This is a genomic window from Stenotrophomonas sp. 22DLJC03 (genome assembly GCF_056861405.1).
In genome coordinates, this window is the sequence record NZ_JBSPUG010000003.1 from 563,731 (window position 1) to 581,393 (window position 17,663).

The following is a 17,663-nucleotide window of genomic DNA, read 5'->3' on the forward strand; positions in this document are numbered from 1 at the left end:
CGCGTTGAACGTGGTGATGTGCACATCAATCAGTACTCACCCGACAGCCACGCCACACCCGCCACAGTGGGGTCGAAGGCAACGCAATCGCGCTGCCATTCCCCACAGATTTTCGAGCACACAGGAGCGACTCCATGAGCACCCAGTCCACCATTGAACATCGCCTCAACGACCTGATCGAGATCGCCCGCGACGGCAAGTCGTTCTATGAAGAAGCCGCGACCAAGGTGAAGGATGCCGAGCTGTCGGCATTGTTCACCCGTATCGCCGGTGTCAAGGGTCGTATCGTCTCGGCGTTGAGCAGCTCGGTTGCTGCCAGCGGCGGCAAGCCTGCCGAGCACGGCACCATGGTCGGTTCGATGCAGCAGTTCTACGGCAAGGTACGCGCCGCGTTTGGCGACACCAATTATGGCTATGTGGCCGAACTGGAGGAATCCGAAGATCGCCTGCTTGGTGCGTTCAAGGACGTGCTGAAGGACAACGAGCTGCCGCCGGCAGTGCGCCAGGAAGTCACCCAGCTACTTCCGGAAGTTCAGGAATGCCACAACGTCATGCGCGCCCGCAAGCACGCCATGAAGGCGGCCTGACGCTCTCTGGCGGCCTTCTCCCCGGGGCCGCCACGGCCGGGTCAGCGCGGCTGCCCCGGCCATCTTTGCAGAAGCAGGAAGAGAATCAGTTGCTCTCCTGCGATTGCCGTTGATGGTGGGAAATAGCGTCTGCTGATCGACTCCGCAGCAGTGCCACCGCGAGGCTGGCCAGCGCTGCGGCGATGGCCGAGGTCCACAGGGCGCTGGCGAAGCCGTGGCTGTAGATCGCCTGTGCGAACGTCGCGGTGTGTGTGCCGGCCAATGTACCGGTGGCGATCGCATCGGCCATCGGCCGCACGTCGCCGGGTGGCACCGCCGCCGCCAACGCGGTGCGGATGCCCAGGCTCAGTGCGCTGGAAAGGATGGTGAAGCCCAGCAGGATGCCGACGAAACGCGTGGTGGCGCTGATGCCGGAGGCCATGCCGGCGCGGTCGCGCGGTGCCGCACCGATGATGGCCTTGGAGGTCTCGCCATTGAGGATGCCGCCACCGGCACCGATCACAACCATCGCGAGCAATGCAAGCCATGGTTGCTGCTGCCACGCGGCGAGGCCGGCCACGGCGTTGCCGGCGGCGGTGATCGACAGGCCGATGGCCAGCACGGCCGGGCTCGTCAGGTGGCGGCCCAGCCGCCGGCCGATCGCAGGGAACAGCAGCATCGCCGCAGCGAAGGGCAGCATGCCGACACCGGCGGCCAACGCGCCCAGCCCCATGCCGTTCTGCAGATACTGCGGCAGCATCGAGGCCATCACCTGGGCGCTTACCGAATAGCCGACCATGGCGATGAGCGCGCCGACGAAGCGCGGGCTGGCCAGCAGCCCGAGGTCCATCATGGGATGCGGCCGTGCCCGCTCAACGATGACGAAGGCGGTCCCCATGGCGAAGGCCAGGGCCAGCCCGGTCAACGCCGTTGCAGCGCCCCAGCCCTGCGCCAGGCCTTCCACCAGGAACAGCACGATGCCGAAGATTGCCAGGCTGAAGGTGGCGATGCCGGGCGGGTCGAGCGGGCGGAGCACGCTGTCGGAGGATTCCGGTATCCAGCGCAGCGCGCCGTAGCCGAGCAGGGCGAGGAACGGCAGGATCGCGATGAACACCGCGCGCCAGCCCCATAGCGTGGACAGTACGCCACCGATCAACGGCGAGAGCACCATCATCATGCCCATGGCCGTGCCCCAGAATGCCCACGCGTTGTCCTTGGCGGCCCCCTCGTGGAAGGTGTGGCCGATGATCGACAGCGATGGCGCCAACAGGAATGCGGCACCCACGCCCTGCAGCGCCCGCGCGAGATAGAGCGATGATGCGGTCGGCGCCAACGCGCACAGCAATGAGGTGAGGGCGAACACGGTGATGCCGATCAGCAGCACGCGGCGGCGGCCGCAACGGTCGGCGATGGCACCGGCCGGCAGCAGCAGCGAAGTGAAGGACAGGATGTAGGCGCTGATCACCCACTCGATATCCGCGAACCCGGCATGCAGGTCACGCGCGATGCCGGGCAGCGCGACCGCCACTGCATTGGTCTCCAGCACGGTCATCGTGCAGCCCAGTGAGGCCACCAGCAGGATCCGGTCGGGCAGCCTGCGTGGTACAGGGGAAGGGGTGGGGGAGAACGGCACCGGTCGCTCGCAGGAGGGGCAGGACAGGCATTCCAGCAGCGATCAGTGTTTGTTTCATTCTCGGCGTTTTCCCGGTACGTTAGGTTTTGCCTAACGAAGCGCCGCCCATGGAACGCCGTCACCTGGAGTACTTCGTCACCTTGGCCGAGGAGCTGCACTTCGGCCGTGCGGCGCTGCGCCTGGGGATCGCCACGCCGACCCTGAGCGTGCAGATCCAGGACATCGAGCGCCGGCTCGGGACCCGCCTGTTCGAGCGCGGACGCCGGGAGGCGGCGCTGACCTCGGCCGGCGAGGTGTTCCTGGCCGAAGCACGTGACGTGCTGCGCCGGTTCGAGCAGGCCGAAACCGTGGGCCGGCGGGCTGGCCGCGGCGAGATCGGCAAGATCGAGATCGGTTATGTGGGTTCGGCGTTGTATGCCGGCGCGCTGCAGGACCAGCTGAGCCGGTTCCGCCACCGCTATCCCGGCGTTGACCTGCAGGTGAGCGAATGGCCGATGGGCGTGCTGCCGGAGCTGCTGCAGCAAGGCCGGGTGGACGTGGTGTTCTGCCGGCCGCCGATGGATGTGCCCGACAGTTTCGGTGAACACACCCTGGTCGAGGACCAGTTCTGCGTGGCCCTGCCGGAAATCCATCCGCTGGCGCAGGCGGGGATTCCGGTGCAACCGGCGGCGCTGGCCAGGGAAGGGTTCGTGATGCCGGAACAGCCGGCAGGCGCGATGGAGGTCGCGCGACGGGGCGGCTTCATTCCACGCATCCGTTCGCAGCCCGGCCATCTGGCAGCGGTGCTGGCCGAGGTTTCCGTCGGCGTCGGTTCGGTGGCGATCGTGCCATCGGTGCTGCAACGCACGCTGGTGCTGCCGGGCATGGTCTATCTGCCGCTGGCCGGCCCGACCATCGTTTCGACCATTGCCGTGCAGTACCGCCAGGCCGAGAGCTCGCCGGTGGTGCGGCGCCTGATCGAACAGGTGAAACAGACGCCATGCAGGCGCATCGACATGCTGCCGCTGGGCTGACCGCTGCTGCCGCTTGCCGGTGGTTGCTACACTTGCGCCACCTGTACAGGTATTCGATGGCGCCATGAACAACGGGAACGGTCCGCAGACAGTTCGCTGAGCCGCAACAACGATGCAGACGTTGTTGCGGTGATCATCCCTGCGATGCACGCGAAGTGGATGGATCACCGCCGGATTCACTCTGGGCGGAGACTCCCCATGTTCAATCGACAGGCCCCACGTTGGGCCCATTCCCTGCCGTCGGCCATCGCGCTGATGGCCCCCTTCGATCTCCTGGCCTCGCTGGCCATGGATATCTACCTGCCTGTGGTTCCTGCAATGCCACGCGCGCTGGGCACCTCGCCGGTGCTGGTGCAGCTGACGCTCGGTGCCTACCTGCTGGTGCTCGGCGTGGGCCAGTTGGTGTTCGGTCCACTGTCCGATCGCATCGGGCGACGGCCGGTGCTGTTGCTGGGCGCGTTGCTGTTCACCGCCGCGTCGTTGGCGCTGGCGGCGTCCAGCAGCGGTGCGGCGTTCCTGGCCTGGCGAACCGTGCAGGCGGTCGGTGCATCGGCGGCGCTGGTGGCGACCTTCGCCACCGTGCGTGATGTATATGCCGATACGCCGGAGGGTGCTTCCCTGTATGGGTTGTTCGCCTCGATGCTGGCCTTCGTACCCGCGCTCGGTCCGATTCTTGGTGCGTTGGTGGCAGGGGCGTTCGGCTGGCGTGCGATCTTCGCACTGCTGGGCGTGCTCGGCCTGATCGCGGGCCTGCGCGCGCAACGCCATTGGCAGGAGACCCGCCCGCCGCGCAGCGACGCGCCACGCCCGGTGCTGCAGCGCATTCTCCGCAGCGCCAGCTTCTGGGTGTACACACTGGGTTTCAGTGCGGGCATGGGCACCTTCTTCGTGTTCTTCTCGATCGCTCCCCGCATCCTGGTTGGACGCATGCAGTACTCGCCACTGTCCTTCAGCCTGGCGTTGGCAACGGTGGCGCTGATGATGATTTTCAGCGCGCGCCTGGCGAAGAGGCTGATCGCCCGCTGGCAGGTGCGCGGGACCTTCCTGCGTGGGCTGTGCGTGATGATCGGCGGGGCGTTGCTGATGGCACTGGCGACGCTATGGCCACCGTCATTCGCCAGCGTGGTGCTGCCGATGTGGGCCATCGCGGTGGGCCTGGTGATGGTGGTATCGGTGGCTGCCAACGGTGCATTGCGTGATTTCGCCGATGCCTCCGGGATGGCGGTGGCGCTCTACTATGCCCTGCAGAGCGTGATCGTCGCCGGAGTAGGGACGTTGGCTACCGTGCTGCTGCCGGGAGATACGGTGTGGCCGCTGGTGGCCTATGGGTTGCTGTTGCCACTGACCAGCCTGCTGGCTGCAAGCTGCCTGCCGCGTGGTGGATAGCGGCTGGCGGCGGACAAAAAAGGGGCGGCCGCGAGGCCGCCCCAACCTGTCAAGAGAACACGTGCCTGGAACTAGAAGCGGACCGACCAGCGTGCATTGGCGCCATGGTCGCGGCTTTCACTGCCGAACTGGCCGCTGTAACCCAGCTCCAGCTGCTGCCGCGGGGTCAGCCATGCCGACAGGCCCAGCTCGGCCACCACGGCGTTGTCGGCGATCGGTGCGCCCTGGACCGCGAAGGTGCTGCTGCTGTTGGCGAGGGCCAGGTTGGCCACCTGGCTGCGGTCGCCAGAGGCGCGGCGATAGCCCACACCACCGCGCAGGTGCAGCCAGCTGTCCTTCTGGAACGAAGCCTTCAGTCCCTTGTCGAAGCGCACACCGGCGGTGGCGATCGTGGTTGCGGTGTCATCCACCTTGCCCTGAAGGGAGGCCGCACCACCGCGTTCGTTGATGCGCTTGAGGTCCACTTCCACGCGCGCCACCTGCAGGTACGGCTCCAGTCCGGCTTCCGGACCACCGAAGCGGTAACCGGCTTCGATGAAGGCCTGGCGGGTGCGGGCGTCGTAGCGTGCGCTCAGGCTGTCGCTGAAGCCAGCGAACGCCACGTCGCGCGTGCTCTTCACCTCGTGCTTGCTCCAGGCCACGCCGCCGCGCAGGCCGAATCCACCCCAGTTGTGGCTGGCGTAGGCGCCGAAGTGCGTGTTGTCGATCTTCGACTTGGCACGACGCTCCTGCTGCTTCACGTCGGTACGGCCGGTACCGGCCAGCACACCGACCTGCCAGCCGGAAAACTCGCGGTCGATGCCGACCAGCAGGCCGTTGCTGTTGGCTTCGGTGCGGGCGGTGTTGCTGTTGCCATCAAGCTTGCTGTTGCCGCCGAGTGCCTGCACCCAGGCGCCGGTGGCATCGCCCGCGTCGGCACCTGGTGCGGTGGTACCGGCACGGCGCGACAGCGCGGCATCACGCACGTAGCGGCTGCCCTCGACCAGGGCCAGTGCCGTGGCCGGATGCAGTTCGCCGCTGAGGCCGTCAAGCACGCCACCGACCTGTTGCGGGAACAGTTGGGTCAGCGGCTTGGGCAGGCCCTGGTTGATCGCCAGGCCATCGGCGCTGGTCGCCACCGCGCGTTGGTTCGGCGTGGTGGCAGCACTGGCCAGCGAGGCGCCGCGTGCCACGTCGATGCGGGCGCCGTTGGCAGCATAGGCGAGGCTGAACTGCAGGAACGGCGAGAACGCGCTGAAGTCGGTTTTCGCGAACTGGCCGCTGACGCCACCGTCGGCGCGGATGAAGTTGAACTGCTCACCCAGGTAGTAGGTGCCAGGCTCCGGCAGTGCGACCAGGGTGCCGCCAAGGGTGGCGCTGCCGGTGACGTGCAGCTGGTCGCTGCGGCCGCCGGGGGCAAGCTCGGCGGCATAGACGCCGGTCGCGCCCTGCACGTAGTTGCCATTGATGGTCAGCGTGCCGATCGAGTTGCCCGGGGCGATGGTGCCGTCCACATGTGTGTTGCCCAGCGTGCCGATGCCCTTCAACAGGCCGTTCGCACCGACCGTGGTGGTGCCGCCGGTCTGGGTGCCGTTGAAGGACAGCACGCCACCGTTGACGGTCAGGTTGCTGTCCTTCAGCACGCCACTGGCGCTGACGGTGCTGACGCCGCCGGTGGTGGTCAGTGCGGTGGAGACCAGGCTGCCGTTGAGCAGGAACTGGCCACCCTGTACTTCGACCGCCGAGATGAGCGTGTTGGCACCGTTCAACTCCAGCGTGCCTTCACGCAGCACCGCGCCGTTGAAGCTGTTGTCGCCGCTCAGGCGCAGCCAGCCGATACCGGACTTGGTCAGCTTGCCGGGGCCCCCGATGTCGTTGGTCCAGTCATCCCACGCGTCGCCTTCCCACACCTTCAGGCCGCCGGCCTTCTGGTTCATCACCACGTTGGTATCCACGCGCAGCGAACCGTAGCCTTCGATGGCCTTGCGCAGGTCGACCATGCCCCAGCCGTAGATCGGATCAATGCCGGCTGCACCAAGATCACGTGCGGTGGTCAGCAGCACGTCGCGTACCTGCGCATTGTCCAGATAGGGGAAGCGTTCCATCAGCAAGCCGAGAGCACCGGTAATGTGTGGCGCGGCCATGGATGTGCCGGTCTTGGTGCCGTAGGTGTACTGCGTGTTCTCGCTGTCGATGATCAACCGCACATAGGCGGAGGTGTTTTCGATGCGGCCCTGGATATCGCCGGAGACAATGGTGCTGAGGATGTCGGTACCGGGAGCCGAGATGCACCAGTTGGCGGCAACGCCGCAGATGCTGGAGCTGCCATCGATCACGTAGTCGGTTTCACCTGCGGCGGCATTGGGCTGGCGCACATTGGCCACTGCCAGCCAGTAGGGTTCGAGTTCGGGCTTCCAGCGCGGCATCGCGGCCGTGATGCCTGCCACTGCACCGCTGCCGTTGCCTGCCGACCACACCTGGATCAGGGTGGAACCGGGGGTGTCGCCGTTGCCGGCGTAGATGCTGCCGTACACGTCGTAGCCGTCACCGATCGCTGCATACTGCGCATCCAGCGCGGCAGCGGTCATGTTGCGGGTAGAGATGCCCCAGCTGTGGTTGATGGCACGCACACCCTGCGCCTGGATCTGCGCATACATGTCCAGCGTGGCGGCGTCATCTGGATCGGTGCGGTACAGCGCACGCGGGCGATAGAAATTGTCAGGGTCCAGGCGCCACTCGTAGTAGGTATCACCGAAGACGCGGGCAGCGGTCAGGTTCGAACCGAAGGCCACGCCGTGCATGCCCTTGCCATCACGGTTGGCACCGATGGTGCCCAGCACGTGGGTGCCATGGTCGGCGTAGCTGAAGCCATAGGGCTGGCCTGCCGCGATCAGGCGTGCGGCCAGCGCGGCGGGAACACCGGGGCCGAGGCCGTAGTAGTTGTAGCCCGGCTGCTCGCCACGGGTCTGTCCGCACGCGCCGGTACCTGCCACCACGCCCGGTGTTGCGCAGTCTGCACCGATGGTGATGCTGGAGGTGTTGCGCCCCGCAAATTCCTGGTGGGCCAGTGCCGAGCCCGAATCGAACAGAGCAAGGCGCACGCCCTGGCCGGTCAGGCCTCGGGCATAGGCGTAGTCGGCCCCCATCGCGGCCAGGCCCCAGTCGGCGTTGAATTCATCGCTGCGCCAGCTGGCCGCATCGCCTGGGTTGCCGAGGATCGACGTGCTGCTGGTGGTGGCGGACGACACCGGCGCCGACAGGTTCGCGGTGCTGGCCGTGCTGGCCGGTTGCGCCCAGGCCGCCTGCAACTGGCGCTGTTGCTGCCAGGCATCGAGTGACTCGTTGGCCATGGCGGGTAGTGCGCTGGCCAGCAGCAGCGAACTGGCGACTGCCAGCGCCAGGCGGCTGTGCAGCGGGGAACGGGAGTGGGACGAACGGCCATACAGCGGGTGATTCATCAGACAACTTCCTTGGTTGACGGACAACAAGGCCGTTAACCCTGCAACGGCGTCATCTCCCCCAGTGATGTGAGAGAAAATTTATGAACGCGTTAATTATTTGTGACGCTTTCGTTCACTCCGTCTCCCGGCGTCCTCGCTACGGTGGCCTGGCCTGGAGTTACCAGGCCTATCAAGGAGTGATGTCGATGCGTACTTTCAGGAAAGTAATCGCAGGTGCCGTGTTCGCGTTGGCCTGCAGCGGCTCGGTTGCCGCCGCCGGGCCGATTCCGCCCTGCGATCTGCCCTGCTGGAAGGCCTACCAGGCATGTTTGTCCGGTGGCGGTGATGCCATGGAATGCCAGTACGAATACGACCGTTGCATCATGGAGCGCTGCGGCGCCGTGTAAGCCCAACCGGTACCGGCTGATGGCGAGCCCCGTCATCGACGGGGCTCTTCTGTTTCTGACGTGGGTCGGGCAGTCTCGACGCATCTTCACCCGGCGAAGGAATGTCATGGCCGTCAAACGTGTTGTCGCCAACATCGCCACGCCCGATCCATCGCGCGCAGCGGCCTTCTATGGCGACCTGCTCGGTATGCCCGTGGTGATGGACCATGGCTGGATCGTCACCCATGGCGGGCAGGGCAGTGCGCTGGCGCAGGTCAGCTTCGCAAGCGAAGGCGGTGCCGGAACCCCGGTGCCGGACCTGTCGATCGAAGTGGACAACCTGCAGGAGGTGCTGGAGCGCATGCGCGCGGCCGGCATTACGCTGGAGTACGGCCCCGCCGATGAGCCCTGGGGCGTGCGCCGCTTCTTCGTGCGCGACCCGTTCGGGCGGTTGTTGAACATCCTGGCCCACGCCTGAGCGAAGGGGCTGCCTCTCAGCGGCGCCTGCCACCACGCGCCGAGGCGGGCGAGATGCCGACCATGCGGAGGCAATCGGCCACCACCGCCGCGATGAAGGCGTCTGCATCCTGGGCCGGTGCCGCGATCAGGTCGTCGGTGGCGCCGTGTACGCCAGCATAGATCAACGATGCGGTGACCTGCGGTGCCGGCAACTGCCACAGGCCGGCGGCGATGCCCGCCTCGAGGATCTCCCGCAGCTGCTTCTGGATCGCATTGCGTTCGGCATTGCCGCGCTGGTGATGGTGGTGGTTGGCGAACACCACGTCGTGCAGCGCATGGGTACGCACGTAGAGCTCGATGTTGGCGCGGATCCAGGCACGCAGGCGCGCCACGCCATCATTGGCGGGCTGCTGCTGCACGGCCAGATCGACCTCCTCCATGAACTGCCGCGTATAGCGCTGCGCCAGCGCCTGCAGGATTTCGGTGCGCGAGGCGAAGTAGGTATAGAAGGTGCCCTTGGCCACGTCGGCGGCAGCGACGATGTCGCTGATGGTGGTCGCTTCCACGCCCTGCGACAGGAACAGCGCCTGCGCGGCGTCCATCAGTTCTTCCTGGCGGGTTTCGGCGGGCTTGGTGCGGGGCCTGGCGACAGCTGGGGTCTGCATGGTGGGCGTGGTCCGGGTGCGGCGGCCACCATTCTAGCTGCCCTGCGCAGGCGACTGACCGTCAGTCATTGACCGACGGTCAGTCAGTGGCTACGATGCGCGCACATCCTCCGCGGGATCCGTACATGCATCGCTTCCAACGACCGGCCCTGGTGCTGGCGGCTTATCTCGGCACGTTCCTCGCCTCGCTGGACATCAGCATCGTCAACGTCGCCCTGCCGACCCTGCAGCAGGCACTGCGGACCGACATGGCCGGCCTGCAGTGGGTGATCAATGCCTATGCGATCGCGCTGTCAGCGCTGATGCTGTCGGCCGGTCCGCTCGGGGACCGCTATGGCCATCGGCGGATGTGGCTGCTCAGCGTGGCGACCTTCACTCTCGGCTCGTTGCTCTGCGCCTGCGCCGGCAACCTGTCGATGCTGGTGGCCGGGCGCGCGGTGCAGGGCGTCGCTGGTGCGCTGTTGATTCCCAGCGCGATGCCGATCCTCAGTCATGCGTTTCCTGATCCGCGCCAGCGTGCACGTGCGATCGGCGGCTGGTCGGCGTTCAGTGCCCTGGCCCTGGTGCTTGGGCCGCTGCTGGGCGGGGTACTGGTACAGCGTGCCGGTTGGCCGAGCATCTTCCTGATCAACCTGCCGCTGGGCCTGCTGGCGCTCGTGCTGGGGGCCTGGGCCATTCCAGAACGGCAGCATCCGCAGCACGCTGCACTGGACCCGGCCGGGCAGATGCTCAGCATCGTTGCCCTGGGCGCGCTCAGCTACGGCCTGATCGCGATCGGCGAGCGTGGTCTGCTGGCCCCGTTGACGCTGCTGGCGTTGGGCGTCGCAGCCGCGGGGTTGATCCTGTTCGGCGTCGTCGAACGCCTGGTGGCACGTCCACTGCTGCCCCTCGACCTGTTCGCCAGCCGCCGCTTCGGCATGCTCAACCTGGCTTCGTTCGTGCTGGGCTTCACCGCCTATGCCAGCCTCTTCTTCCTGTCGCTGTTCTTCCAGCAGGCGCAGGGCCATGGTGCGGCGCTGGCGGGAACGCAGCTGGTCCCGCAGTTCCTGCTGATGGGCGCGGTGTCGCTGCTGTTCGGCCGGCTGGTCACCCATATCGGCCTGCCCACCGCACTGGTGTTGGGTTATGCCCTGACCGGGGGGGCGCTGTTGGCGATGACCACATTCGAACCGGATACATCGCAGGGGCAGGCCAACGCACTGTTGATGCTGCTTGGAGTCGGAATGGGCCTGGCGGTGCCGGCCACCGGCATGGCGGTCATGGCCAGCGTACCGCCCGAGCGCGCGGGTATTGCCTCGGCCACGATGAACGCATTGCGCCAGGCTGGCATGAGCCTGGGTATCGCCTTGCTGGGCAGCCTGATGAGTGTGCGAGCGGTGCAACAGTTCGCCAGCTCCGCACAGGCTGCCGGGCAGTCAGGGGTGGCCGAGCAGGCGCGCGCGCTGATCCTACGGCACAACTCGATGGTGCCGACGCCGCAGATGCTGGCCTGGTATCGCAGTGCGATGGCCAGTGGCTTTGGCTGGGCGATGGCCGTGGCGGGTGCAATGGCGCTGCTGGCGGCCATCGGCCTGCAGCGGCAGCGGTTGCGGGACTGACTACGGGCTACTCATCCCTGCTGGCGCTTCGGGTCGTCCGCCAGGGTCGTGGACTGGCCCTGCTGCTGCTGCTGCTGCCGCGTATTGGCGTGGCGCGCATGCCCGCCTTCGCGACCGATCGCAGCCATGTGCTGTCGATCACGGCTGATCGCTTCGCCGCCTTTGCGACCCGCGACGCGCGCTTCAGCAGGACTGAACTCATGTGCGTTGCCGGACGCATGCGCAGCGCGTCCACCCTTGGCAGCGATCTCGCGCTGCTTGCCCTGGTCCATCGAGGCGAAACCCCGATTGGAGGTGCCGCGTTGCTGGTCAGCCATGTGAAATCTCCCGTTGCGTGGGTGTCGCCGCGTTCGACGACGGCGACCATCGTTGGCCATGGCACGCTAAGTCCAGGTCGCCATCTTCAGGGTCGCTTTCACCTGGCCTGCGCATCCGGTTGACGGTGATGCCCATTCAGGCTGGCGCCGCGCGTGCTGCCGCCAAGGCCATGCCGCCGACGATGGCTGCGATCGCCTCAACTTCGGCTGCCGCTGCTGTTGCTCCAAGCCGTGTCTGCAGGGCGCCGTGCGAGACAGCGAAGACGATTGCCTGACCGAGCAGGGCGTGGGTGCGCAGCAGCGTCTCAGTGCTGGATGCATCGGTGCCTCGCAGACGGGCCACGCACTCGGCCAACGCGCCATGCAGCGGCCCGAACAGCTCACGGTGGGCGCTGGCGAATGCAGCCGTCGGCTGGATCTGCTCCCGGGCCAGCAACAGGGTCCGTGGGCCTGCATCGGATGCAGCCAGCAGCGCGTGCACGAATGCCCGCATCAGCTGCTGCAACTGCTGTGCGGCCTGGCGTGGACTGGAGGGTGGCACGCTGGGCAACGGCAGCTGTTCGGAGATGGCCTGTGCGGCGCGCTTGAGCACGGCGGCATACAGTTCCAGCTTGCCGCCGAAGTGGTAGGGAATGGCTGATTGGCTGCAGCCCGCTATGTCCACCAGCTGGCGAGTGCGCACGCCCTCCACGCCGAACGCGCTGAACAGCTGAAGCCCGGCCTGCAGCAGTCGGGCTCGGGTCTGCTCGCTGCGCGTCTCGGCTGCCCGCTGTCGCGCCGGTGTCTGCAGGTGGGCGATGAACTCAGGCATCGGCCCGCATCAACCAGGTGGAGTTTTCGTTGAGGGCTACGCCGGCGTTCTCGCCGACGATGACCGTACCGCCGATGTTGGCCATGTGCCGGCCGAACGCGCAGTTTGGTTCGAAGGCGAAGCACATGCCGGCCTGCAGGGGCAGTTCGCGCCCGACGGTCGGCAGCGGCGCGATATGCGCATATCGCGTGGCCTCCGGCAGCGCTTCGATGCCCGGTGCACGGCCGAAGCCAACCGGTCCATAGGGGTTGAGGCTGTGGACCAGCGGGTGCACATGCCAGCCACGGGCCTCCAGCAGGGGGGCTTCCATCGCGTCGACGACATCGCCGAAGGTATTGCCCACGCGCAGTGCGGACAGGCCTGCCTCGTAGCTGCTGCGGGCAACGGTGGCGGCGCGATGGATGTCGTCGTGCACCTCGCCGATCGCAACCGCAGCCTGGTGCTGGGTTTCCATCAGCCCGTACAGGGCGAAGATCTCCGACAACACCAGATCACCATCGCGCAGGACGCGCGGCGGCTGCGCACGGTACTGCCAGGCGGGTGGCCCCCAGCCTACATACTCTGGACCCGAGCCGAGCAGCACTTCGGCGGTATAGCCCCCCAACGAGAAACAGGTGGCGGTCACTGCGGCAACCAGTTCGGCTTCGGAAACACCAGGGCGAGCAGTGGCACGCAGCGCCTCGCTCATCGATTCACCGATCCAGGCGGCATGCGCGATCAGCGCCAGTTCCTCCTGGCTCTTCACCGAGGCACGCTGGAAGAACGCCCGAAACACCGGTACGAATTCCGCGCCCGGTACCGCCGCCTGCATGCCCTGCAGGGTGCGTGCGGGCATCGCACCGTCGAAGTAGAACGGCGGATAGGGCTCCAGCCCCAACACGCCGATGCGTGCCGAGTACAGGCCGCACTGCTGCAGCCAGCGGCCGACTTCCTGACCGGATTTCCCTACCCAGAGTTGCTCGGGTGCGATCCATTGCAGGTCGCCGCGCAGGCCGGCCTGGAGGTGGTCGGCGATCATCAACGAGGCGAAGGTGAATACCCGTGGCGGCTCGTCGCCGACGAATACCACGATCGAGCCCGGGCGATCGTTGGTGAAATAGCAGTCCGGGGAAAAGCCAGCCGGGGCGGCAGCCTCCCGATCGCCATGCACGACCAGTGCATCGAGCTGCTCACTGGCCATGAGGTCGCGGGCCAGGGCCCAGCGGCGATTGCGTTCGTCCAGGCTTAGTGGTGCCGGTGGCGTGCGCATGAGAAGAACTCCAAGGGGAAGGTGCGCGCAGGCTCGATCACGCAGATGAATGAATCAACCGCTTGAAATGGGTTCGGGTGTGCTCTGCCGCGGGTGCAGCGGAAGTGGGCGATTGCGCAGCCGTGCCGGTGATCGCGGCGTGGTGCCGGCCGATGTTGCTAGGATGGGCGACGACGCCACTCACCTGGCCTCGACAGGGACGTAGAAAATGAACAGGATTGGATTGATCGTGGTGCTGGCATGTGCCGCGCCGGCCCACGCCGCCAGCAGCCTATTGACCGGCAGCTTCGTCCACGTTGGCTATTCGGCCAACGATGAGCAACTGCCCGCTGCGCAGTTGCCGCTGTTCCTGGACGAGCTGCAGGACCTGGGCAACGATACGATCATCCTCGGCCAGACCCGTGCCACGCGCGCTGGCGTGGGATGCGCCAGCGGCGTGCAGGACTTCGAATGGATCGCCGGTTTCCCCGGCAAGCTTGGCACGGTGCTTGATGCTGCGGCGGCGCGCGGCATGAAGGTCGTGGTCGGCACCACCTACAGTTCGGGACAATGCGGCGCCTTCTGGCAGGGCCGGAACGCGACGGCGGTGGCGCAGGATGCAGCGCAGGCGTTGGCCCAGCTCGGCCAGCAGTACGGTTCGCATCCGGCCTTTGCGGGCTGGTACATCACCGACGAGCCGGCACAGGCGTCGGCTGATCGTGCGCCCTTCTATCGTGCGATCGTGACGGCGCTCAAAGGCAGCACGCCTTCGCGGCCGGTGATGGTCGCGCCCTACCTGGCGTCATCCAGCGTCGATCCGGCCAGTGTGGCCAACGCTGCAGCGGCGTTCCGCACGGCCACCGGCGTGGACGTGCAGATCTGGCAGGATGGCATCGGCGCGGCCTCGCATGCCAGGTTGTTCCAGTGGGACCGCCCGGGACATTCCACCGAGGAGTACTTCCAGGCGCTGTCGGCAACGCTGGGTGCTGACGGCCTGTGGGCCGACATCGAACTGTTCAACCATGGCAGCCCGTTGTTCATGGATACCGGCAACGGGCTGTCCGGCGCCTACCGGCCTGCCTCGGTACAGCGCATCAACCAGCAGTTGTGGAGTGCACGTTCGGCTGGCAAACGCGTTGCCTGGCTCAACCAGTACCACATGTCCGAGGTGGTCGGCCCTGGCCAGGGCCACGTCGAAGCGCCACGGATGATGAACACCTACCGCGGGTTGTATGGCCTGGGTGCCTCATACATCGTCGATCCGGTGCAGACCACCTACAGCTACAGCGTGGCGCCGGATGCGAACTATCCCGACGGCACAGGCCACGAGCTGTTCGACCGCCGGGTGGGCGATCCGCGCAACCCGATGGATGCCGGCTGGGTGGGCGTGCATGGCAACGTCGCCGTCACCATCGATCTCGGCCAGCGCCGGCAGGTGGACTGGATTGGCCTGCACACGATGACACGCCCCGCCTGGGGCATTCTCACTCCCACCTCTGTGGAAGTGATGTGTGCCGAGCCGGGCACGCCTGCCGTAAAGATCGGCGCGCTGTCAGCGCCCTTCACCCAGGCCGGGCTGAGCGCTTCAACCGAAGAGGAATACGTGCTGGGCAACGTGGCACCGCTGGCCGCGCAGTGCCGCACACTGGAGCTACGCGTGGCCAATGGCAGCTGGACCTTCCTCAGTGAAATCGAGATGGCGGCGGAGCAGTAAGGGCGTCAGCGCACGCGCCCATCGCGCAGTCGCTGCGCGAAGGGTCGCTGTTCAAGCGCTTGCAGCGTGTCGCGCAGCACCTGCTCCAACGACTGCCCGAGATCGACGTCCAGGCTGCGTGCCGCGCGCGCCGTCGCCTGCCACTGCGCCTGCAGCGCCGGCAGCGACTGCAGTGCATGCGGGCTCAGTTGCAGGATGCGCTCGCGACTGTCTTCGCCGACGGCGGTGTGCAGCCAGCCGTCGCGCACCATCGCTGAAACCGTCTGGCTGAGCGCCGAATGGCTGAGCCCGCAGGCCAGCGCCAGGTCCTTGATACGGCAGGGCCCCTGCGCCATCAGCGTGCGCAGCACCGGCGTGTAACGCGGCCGGTAGTCCAGTTGCAGATCGCGATAGGCCTGCTCGACGGCCGGGTCGAGCTGATCAAGAAGAGCACGTAGCAGGGTGCCCAGGGTGGCATGTTGGAGATCCATGGTCGTGATGATATATAAGCACTTACATATCATCAATGCGGGGTGGGGCATGGCGGTTTCGTGGATGCTTGGCGCGCTGCTGGCAGCCTCCTGCCCTGCACAGGAGGCGGTGCTGCAGGCGGCGGCCACGGCCATACAGGCGCAGTACCTGGACGCGGCGGAAGGTGCCCGCATCGCCGATGCCCTGCGTGGTTGGTCGAACGAACAGCGCTACGCCGATACGTGTGCGGATCCGAAGGCCTTCAGCTTGCGCCTGAACCAGGACCTGGACGTATTCGATGGCCATTTCCACGTCGAGCGGGTGGATGCCAGCGCCGGACAGGACGATTGGCTGATGGCCTGGCGCGCCGACGCCCGCAGCAACGGTGCCGGCGTGCGCGAGGTAAAGGTGCTGGAGGGCAATATTGGTTACCTGCGGCTGAGCACTTTCTATCCGCTCGACCTGGCCAGGCCGAAGCTGTCTGCTGCCTTCACCCTGCTGGCCGACACCGATGGGCTGGTGCTGGATCTGCGCCAGAACGGCGGCGGTGATGACGGCAGCGCCGACCTGCTGGTGCGTACCTTGCTGGATGCGAACATCACCCAGGTGCAGGCACTGGAGCAGCGTGGCCGACGTACCCCGGTGCCGTTGCCACCGGCGAGCCTGCCGGCGTACCTGAAGCCGCTGGTGGTACTGATCGACCGCCGCACCGGCTCGGCTGCCGAATATGTCGCCTTTTCGTTGCAGGCGCTGGGTCGCGCGCGCATCGTTGGCAGCCGCAGTGGCGGTGCCGCACATATGTTCGATGATCCTGTGCTGCTGCCGGATGGCTATCAGATCAGCATTCCGGACCGGCAACCGATCAATCTCCGCACCGGTGGCAACTGGGAGCGCACCGGTGTCAGGCCCGACGTCGCCGGTGGTGACGATCCATTGTTCGTCGCCCGTCAGTTGTTGGCCATGCCGGCGTCGTCAAGATGAACGCACAATTGCAACCATGCCCTATCGCAGACGACATGCAGCGTGCCTAGAATCGATGCATCCCGGTAGTTCCCGGGCGCTTCGAGTGAATGGACTCAATGAAGATTCTGTTGACCGGCAGTTCCGGGCGGATCGGGCGCGCGATCTTCGGCGCGTTGGCGGCGGCCCATGAAGTGGTGGGGCTGGATCGCAGTCCGTTCGCCACTACGCGCATCATTGCCGATGTCACCGATCGTCAAGCGGTCACGCGGGCGGTGCAGGGTGTCGACGCGGTCATCCATACCGCGGCGCTGCATGCCCCGCACGTCGGGCTGGTGCCGGATGCGGTGTTCCAGCAGATCAACGTGGACGCCACCGCACACCTGCTGCAGGCCGCGCGCGAGGCCGGTGCACGGCGCTTCGTGCTGACCAGCACCACCGCCCTGTACGGTCACGCGGTGGTGGCCGGCGGCTGCCGCTGGATCGACGAGGACACCGAGCCCCTGCCGCGCACCATCTACCATCGCACCAAGCTGCAGGCAGAGGCCCTGGCCGAAGCTGCAACCGCGCCGGATTTCAGTGTGCGCGTGCTGCGCATGGGCCGTTGCTTTCCGGAACCGCCCGAGCGCATGGCGATGTTCCGCCTGCACCGTGGCATCGACGCGCGCGACGTGGCCAGCGCGCACGCCGCGCTGCTGCTGGATGAAGGCGCTGCCTTCGCCCGCTATCTCGCCTGTGCACCGACCCCGTTCCGGCGCGAGGACTGCCTGGAGCTGGCCACCCAGCCGCGCAACGTGCTGGCCCGGCGTGCGCCACAGCTGCTGGCCGAGTTCGAACGCCGCCGTTGGCCGTTGCCGCTGAGCATCGATCGCGTCTACGACAGTGCCCGTATGCGGCGGGCGTTGGGGTGGCAGCCGCGCTTCGGCCCGGACGATGTCTTGCAGCAGTACGCGGCTGGCAGCATCGAAGTGCTGCCGCGGGCGGAATGGATCAAGGACCGCGTGGCCGAATAGGGCGGCAGCAGGGCGGGTTCCTGACCCGACCCTGAGTACGTTCAG

General features: G+C 66.8%; 16 protein-coding genes. 9 read left to right on the plus strand and 7 right to left on the minus strand.

Going from position 1 to position 17,663, the window contains the following annotated elements:
- Positions 1-134: 134 nt before the first annotated feature.
- Positions 135-587, plus strand: coding sequence for a PA2169 family four-helix-bundle protein (locus AC13GA_RS13315; RefSeq protein WP_006395575.1), 453 nt, complete (start codon positions 135-137; stop codon positions 585-587).
- 85 nt (positions 588-672) lie between these two features.
- Here the strand turns inward: AC13GA_RS13315 and AC13GA_RS13320 are convergent, their stop codons facing one another.
- Positions 673-2,139 carry an MFS transporter gene (locus tag AC13GA_RS13320; protein ID WP_482998335.1) on the minus strand — a complete coding sequence of 489 codons (1,467 nt, stop codon included), beginning with the start codon at positions 2,137-2,139 and terminating at the stop codon, positions 673-675.
- 167 nt (positions 2,140-2,306) lie between these two features.
- Here AC13GA_RS13320 and AC13GA_RS13325 point away from each other — a divergent pair, with 167 nt between their 5' ends.
- Both AC13GA_RS13325 and cml read left to right on the plus strand, forming a co-directional pair.
- Positions 2,307-3,212, plus strand: a complete 906-nt coding sequence (locus AC13GA_RS13325; protein WP_482998336.1) for a LysR substrate-binding domain-containing protein — start codon at positions 2,307-2,309, stop codon at positions 3,210-3,212.
- A gap of 198 nt (positions 3,213-3,410) precedes the next feature.
- A complete protein-coding gene (gene cml, locus AC13GA_RS13330) occupies positions 3,411-4,598 on the plus strand; it encodes a CmlA/FloR family chloramphenicol efflux MFS transporter (protein WP_482998337.1) in 1,188 nt (395 codons plus the stop codon).
- Positions 4,599-4,669: 71 nt separating this feature from the next.
- Here the strand turns inward: cml and AC13GA_RS13335 are convergent, their stop codons facing one another.
- Positions 4,670-8,035, minus strand: a complete 3,366-nt coding sequence (locus tag AC13GA_RS13335; protein ID WP_482998338.1) for an autotransporter domain-containing protein — start codon at positions 8,033-8,035, stop codon at positions 4,670-4,672.
- Positions 8,036-8,223: 188 nt separating this feature from the next.
- On the opposite strand from AC13GA_RS13335, the gene AC13GA_RS13340 reads away from it, so the two are divergent.
- Both AC13GA_RS13340 and AC13GA_RS13345 read left to right on the plus strand, forming a co-directional pair.
- Positions 8,224-8,424, plus strand: coding sequence for a hypothetical protein (locus AC13GA_RS13340; protein ID WP_482998339.1), 201 nt, complete (start codon positions 8,224-8,226; stop codon positions 8,422-8,424).
- Between the two features lie 106 nt (positions 8,425-8,530).
- On the plus strand, positions 8,531-8,881 hold the full coding sequence (locus AC13GA_RS13345; protein ID WP_046984792.1) for a VOC family protein: 351 nt from the start codon (positions 8,531-8,533) through the stop codon (positions 8,879-8,881).
- 16 nt (positions 8,882-8,897) lie between these two features.
- Here the strand turns inward: AC13GA_RS13345 and AC13GA_RS13350 are convergent, their stop codons facing one another.
- Entirely contained in the window at positions 8,898-9,527 is a 630-nt protein-coding gene (locus AC13GA_RS13350) for a TetR family transcriptional regulator (RefSeq protein ID WP_046984793.1), read from the minus strand.
- Between the two features lie 125 nt (positions 9,528-9,652).
- Between AC13GA_RS13350 and AC13GA_RS13355 the strand changes: the two genes are divergently transcribed.
- Positions 9,653-11,125, plus strand: coding sequence for an MFS transporter (locus AC13GA_RS13355; RefSeq protein ID WP_482998340.1), 1,473 nt, complete (start codon positions 9,653-9,655; stop codon positions 11,123-11,125).
- A gap of 11 nt (positions 11,126-11,136) precedes the next feature.
- Here AC13GA_RS13355 and AC13GA_RS13360 read toward each other — a convergent pair whose 3' ends face one another.
- The 3 genes from AC13GA_RS13360 to AC13GA_RS13370 all read right to left on the minus strand — a co-directional run bounded on the left by AC13GA_RS13360 (position 11,137) and on the right by AC13GA_RS13370 (position 13,502).
- Positions 11,137-11,442, minus strand: coding sequence for a KGG domain-containing protein (locus tag AC13GA_RS13360; RefSeq protein WP_482998341.1), 306 nt, complete (start codon positions 11,440-11,442; stop codon positions 11,137-11,139).
- A 136-nt stretch (positions 11,443-11,578) separates the two neighbouring features.
- Positions 11,579-12,253 carry a CerR family C-terminal domain-containing protein gene (locus AC13GA_RS13365; protein WP_482998342.1) on the minus strand — a complete coding sequence of 225 codons (675 nt, stop codon included), beginning with the start codon at positions 12,251-12,253 and terminating at the stop codon, positions 11,579-11,581.
- Positions 12,246-13,502 carry a M24 family metallopeptidase gene (locus AC13GA_RS13370; protein ID WP_136638505.1) on the minus strand — a complete coding sequence of 419 codons (1,257 nt, stop codon included), beginning with the start codon at positions 13,500-13,502 and terminating at the stop codon, positions 12,246-12,248. Before AC13GA_RS13370 ends, AC13GA_RS13365 begins: the two co-directional genes overlap by 8 nt.
- Positions 13,503-13,710: 208 nt before the next feature.
- On the opposite strand from AC13GA_RS13370, the gene AC13GA_RS13375 reads away from it, so the two are divergent.
- Entirely contained in the window at positions 13,711-15,195 is a 1,485-nt protein-coding gene (locus AC13GA_RS13375; RefSeq protein ID WP_308518098.1) for a DUF4434 domain-containing protein, read from the plus strand.
- A gap of 5 nt (positions 15,196-15,200) precedes the next feature.
- Here AC13GA_RS13375 and AC13GA_RS13380 read toward each other — a convergent pair whose 3' ends face one another.
- Positions 15,201-15,665 (minus strand): MarR family winged helix-turn-helix transcriptional regulator, encoded by a 465-nt coding sequence (locus AC13GA_RS13380; RefSeq protein ID WP_046984799.1) that lies wholly within the window; start codon positions 15,663-15,665, stop codon positions 15,201-15,203.
- A gap of 49 nt (positions 15,666-15,714) precedes the next feature.
- Between AC13GA_RS13380 and AC13GA_RS13385 the strand changes: the two genes are divergently transcribed.
- Both AC13GA_RS13385 and AC13GA_RS13390 read left to right on the plus strand, forming a co-directional pair.
- Entirely contained in the window at positions 15,715-16,626 is a 912-nt protein-coding gene (locus AC13GA_RS13385) for a S41 family peptidase (protein ID WP_482998343.1), read from the plus strand.
- Between the two features lie 98 nt (positions 16,627-16,724).
- Positions 16,725-17,618 (plus strand): NAD-dependent epimerase/dehydratase family protein, encoded by an 894-nt coding sequence (locus AC13GA_RS13390; RefSeq protein WP_046984801.1) that lies wholly within the window; start codon positions 16,725-16,727, stop codon positions 17,616-17,618.
- Positions 17,619-17,663 lie beyond the last annotated feature (45 nt).